This is a genomic window from Microbispora sp. NPDC049633 (assembly GCF_040675265.1).
In the GTDB taxonomy this organism is placed as follows: Bacteria; Actinomycetota; Actinomycetes; order Streptosporangiales; family Streptosporangiaceae; genus Microbispora; species Microbispora maris.
The window spans coordinates 1-3,633 of the sequence record NZ_JBFAOO010000357.1 but is presented as its reverse complement, the minus strand read 5'-3'; the positions used below and the strand labels follow the sequence as shown (position 1 = coordinate 3,633).

Annotated in this window: 2 protein-coding genes; both read left to right on the top strand. The window is 73.4% G+C overall.

Annotated elements, in window-relative coordinates:
* The first annotated feature begins 198 nt into the window (after positions 1 to 198).
* Complete coding sequence (locus AB0J39_RS38715) at positions 199 to 1,689, top strand: BTAD domain-containing putative transcriptional regulator (protein ID WP_363474076.1); 1,491 nt, start codon at positions 199 to 201, stop codon at positions 1,687 to 1,689.
* 50 nt (positions 1,690 to 1,739) lie between these two features.
* Positions 1,740 to 3,488, top strand: a complete 1,749-nt coding sequence (locus tag AB0J39_RS38710) for an NAD+ synthase (RefSeq protein ID WP_363474074.1) — start codon at positions 1,740 to 1,742, stop codon at positions 3,486 to 3,488.
* Positions 3,489 to 3,633: the final 145 nt, after the last annotated feature.

The window sequence follows — 3,633 nt, the reverse complement described above, 5'->3', positions numbered from 1 at the left end:
GGACGCGTCCCGACACGGCCCCCGGACGCGTCCCGACACGGCCCCCGGACGCGTCGCGACCCGGCCCGCGGGCGCCGCGAGCCGGGACCGGCGCCGGCTCCGCGACGGGCGGTCACGACCCGGCCGCCCCGCCTCGTGACCCAACCGAGAGGCGGCCGGCACGCCCGGGGCTCTCGGTGCCCTTACGCTTACCCTGCGATGGTGACTTTTCGTGCTCTTGGGCCGTTCGAGGCGATTGCCGGTGGCGAGACGCTCGACCTCGGCGGGCAGCGGCAGCAGGCCGTGCTCGCCCGGTTGCTCGTGGCCGGAGGGCGCGCCGTACCGGTGAGCGTGCTGATCGACGAGCTGTGGCCGGGTGGCCCGCCCGCGCAGGCGCTGTCCACGATCCAGGGATACGTCTCCCGCCTGCGGCGGGCCCTCGAACCCCACCGCGCGCCGCGCGAGGAGGCCGGCGTCCTGGTGTCCGCTCCGCCCGGTTACGCGCTGCGGGCGAAGGTCGAGGACGTGGACTCCTGGCGCTTCGAGCACCTGGTCAAGAGCGACCACGACGGCCCGGCCGCGACGCTGGAGCGGATGGAGACGGCCCTCTCCCTGTGGCGCGGGCCGGCGCTGGCCGGGTTCCAGGAGCTCACATGGGCGCAGACCGAGGCCACGCGGCTGGACGAGCTTCGCCTGCTCGCCGTGGAGCGCCGCGCGGACGCCGCGCTGCGGCTGGGCCGCACCGGCCCGATGATCCCCGACCTGGAGGCGCACGCCTCGGCGTACCCGTTGCGAGAGGAGGCCTGGCGGCTTCTCGCGCTCGCGCTCTACCGCGCGGGACGGCAGGGCGACGCGCTCGGCGCGCTGCGGCGGGCCAGGGAGGCGCTGCGCGACGAGCTCGGGCTCGATCTCGGCCCCACCCTGCAGCGGCTGGAGCAGGACATCCTCGTCCAGGCCGGGCATCTGGACGCCCCGGCCGCCGGCGGGCAGGTCGTGGAGGTCTCCGCGCCCGCGCCGTCCGGCCCGGCCGCGTCCGAGGGAGCATCCGCCGGCCCGGCGGCCCTGCGCGTGGTCATCGCCGACGACCAGGCGCTGGTGCGCACCGGTCTCAAGGTCATCCTCGACAGCGAGCCGGGGCTCGACCTCGTCGGGGAGGCGGAGAACGGCGAGCAGGCGATCTCGCTCGTCCAGGCGACACGGCCCGACGTGGTGCTCATGGACATCCAGATGCCGCGGCTGGACGGACTGGCGGCGGCCCGGCGGATCCTCACGGCGGAGGAGCCGCCGAAGGTGATCATGATGACCACGTTCGGCACCGACGAGAACCTCTACGCGGCGCTGCGGGCCGGCGTGAGCGGCTTCGTGCTGAAGACCTCCGCCCCCGAGCAGCTCATCGCGGCGGTCCGGGCCGCCGTCGCGGGCGACGCGCTGCTCGACCCGGCGGTCACCACGCACCTCATCGCGGCCTTCGCCGGGCGGCGCGACCCGGCGGCCCCGGAGGGCCTGTCCGACTCCGACATCGACCTGATCAAGCTCGTCGCCCGGGGCTTCACCAACCGGCAGATCGCGATGACGCTGGCCGTGCCGGAACAGGAGGTCGCCGACGAGGTCACGGCGCTGCTGCGCGGCCTGGGCCTGGTCGACCGCGCCCAGCTCGTGGTCCTGGCGTACGAAAGAGGGCTGGTCAGCCCAGGGTCGCCGGGCGCCTGAGCCTTATCGTCGCTTTGACGACAAATAATCGGACACCTTAGGGTGGGACCGTGGCTCAACTGCGCATCGCTCTCGCCCAGACCAATCCGGTCGTCGGTGACATCGCCGGCAACGCCGACATGCTCGTCGAGTGGACCCGCAGGGCCGCCGCCCGTGGCGCGCACCTCGTGGTCTTCCCCGAGATGTTCCTGACCGGCTACCCCGCCGAGGACCTGGTGCTCCGGTCCTCGTTCGTGGAGGCGTCGATCACGGCGCTGTCGAAGGCGGCCACGCGCCTGGCCGGCGAGGGTCTCGGGGACATCCCCGTCGTGGTGGGCTATCTCGATCGCGCCGACCTCGCCCCGCGCGTCGGCCAGCCCAAGGGCGCACCGCTCGACGCGGTCGCCCTGCTTCACGAGGGCCGGGTGGTGACGAAGTCGGCCAAGCACCACCTGCCGAACTACGGGGTGTTCGACGAGTACCGCTACTTCGTGCGCGGCGACCGCCTGCCGATCTTCCGCCTGCACGGCGTGGACGTCGCCGTGGCCGTGTGCGAGGACCTGTGGCAGGACGGCGGTCCCGTCTCCGTGGTCGCCGAGGCCGGCGCCGGGCTGCTCGTCGTCCCCAACGGCTCGCCGTACGAGACGAACAAGGACGACGTGCGGCTGGAACTGTGCGCGCGGCGGGCCCGCGAGGCCGGCTGCGCGCTCGCGTACGTGAACATGGTCGGCGGCCAGGACGAGCTGGTCTTCGACGGCGACTCTCTCGTCGTGGACGCCTCCGGGGAACTGGTCGCCCGCGCGCCGCAGTTCGAGGAGGACCTGTTCGTCACCGATCTGGAGCTCCCGGAGGGCACGGGCGAGCTCGGCGAGTCCCGCCACGACGCGCACGACGGCACGGTCATCACGGTCGAGCGGGTGCTGCTGTCGGCCGCGCCCGTCGAGCCGTACGAGCCGGAGGCGCCGGTCGTCGCCGAGCGGCTGGACGACCTGGCGGAGATCTACCAGGCGCTCGTGCTCGGCGTGCGCGACTACGTGCGCAAGAACGGCTTCCGGTCGGTCATCCTCGGCCTGTCCGGCGGCATCGACTCCGCCCTCGTCGCCACGATCGCGGCCGACGCCGTCGGGCCCGAGCGGGTCCACGTGGTGCTCATGCCCTCGCGCTACTCCTCGGACCACTCCATCACCGACGCGGAGGAGCTGGTGCGCCGCCAGGGGGTCGACGCGCAGGTCGTCCCGATCGCCGACATCGTCTCGGCGTTCGAGAAGGAGATCGAGCTGCACGGCCTGGCGGCCGAGAACCTGCAGGCCCGCGTGCGCGGCATGCTCCTGATGAGCCTGTCGAACGAGCACGGCCACCTGGTGCTGACCACCGGCAACAAGAGCGAGCTGGCGACCGGCTACTCCACGTTGTACGGCGACTCGGCGGGCGGGTTCGCCCCCATCAAGGACGTCCTGAAGAGCGTGGTCTGGAAGCTCGCGGAGTGGCGCAACGCCCAGCCCGGGCAGCCCCCGATCCCGGAGAACTCCATCACCAAGGAGCCGAGCGCGGAGCTGCGGCCCGACCAGCGCGACACCGACTCCCTCCCGCAGTACGACGTGCTCGACCGGCTGCTGCGCGACTACGTCGAGCGGGACATGGGCCGGGACGAGCTGGTCGCCGCCGGCCACGACCCCGAGCTGGTCACGAAGATCATCCGGCTGGTGGACCTCGCCGAGTACAAGCGCCGCCAGTACCCGCCGGGCCCCAAGATCACCCCGAAGAACTTCGGCCGCGACCGCCGCCTGCCCATCACGACCCGCTGGCGCGAGCGGCTCTAGGGAGTGCCCGCGACGCCGGGCCCGGGCCGCAAACGCCCGTGACCGGTGCCGGGCAGGCGTCCGGCACCGGTCACGGTGTCACGTCAGGGCGTCGTCGGCGGATGCCCGCCGACGGGTGAGGCGCCCTGTCACGGCTCGGGGGTGG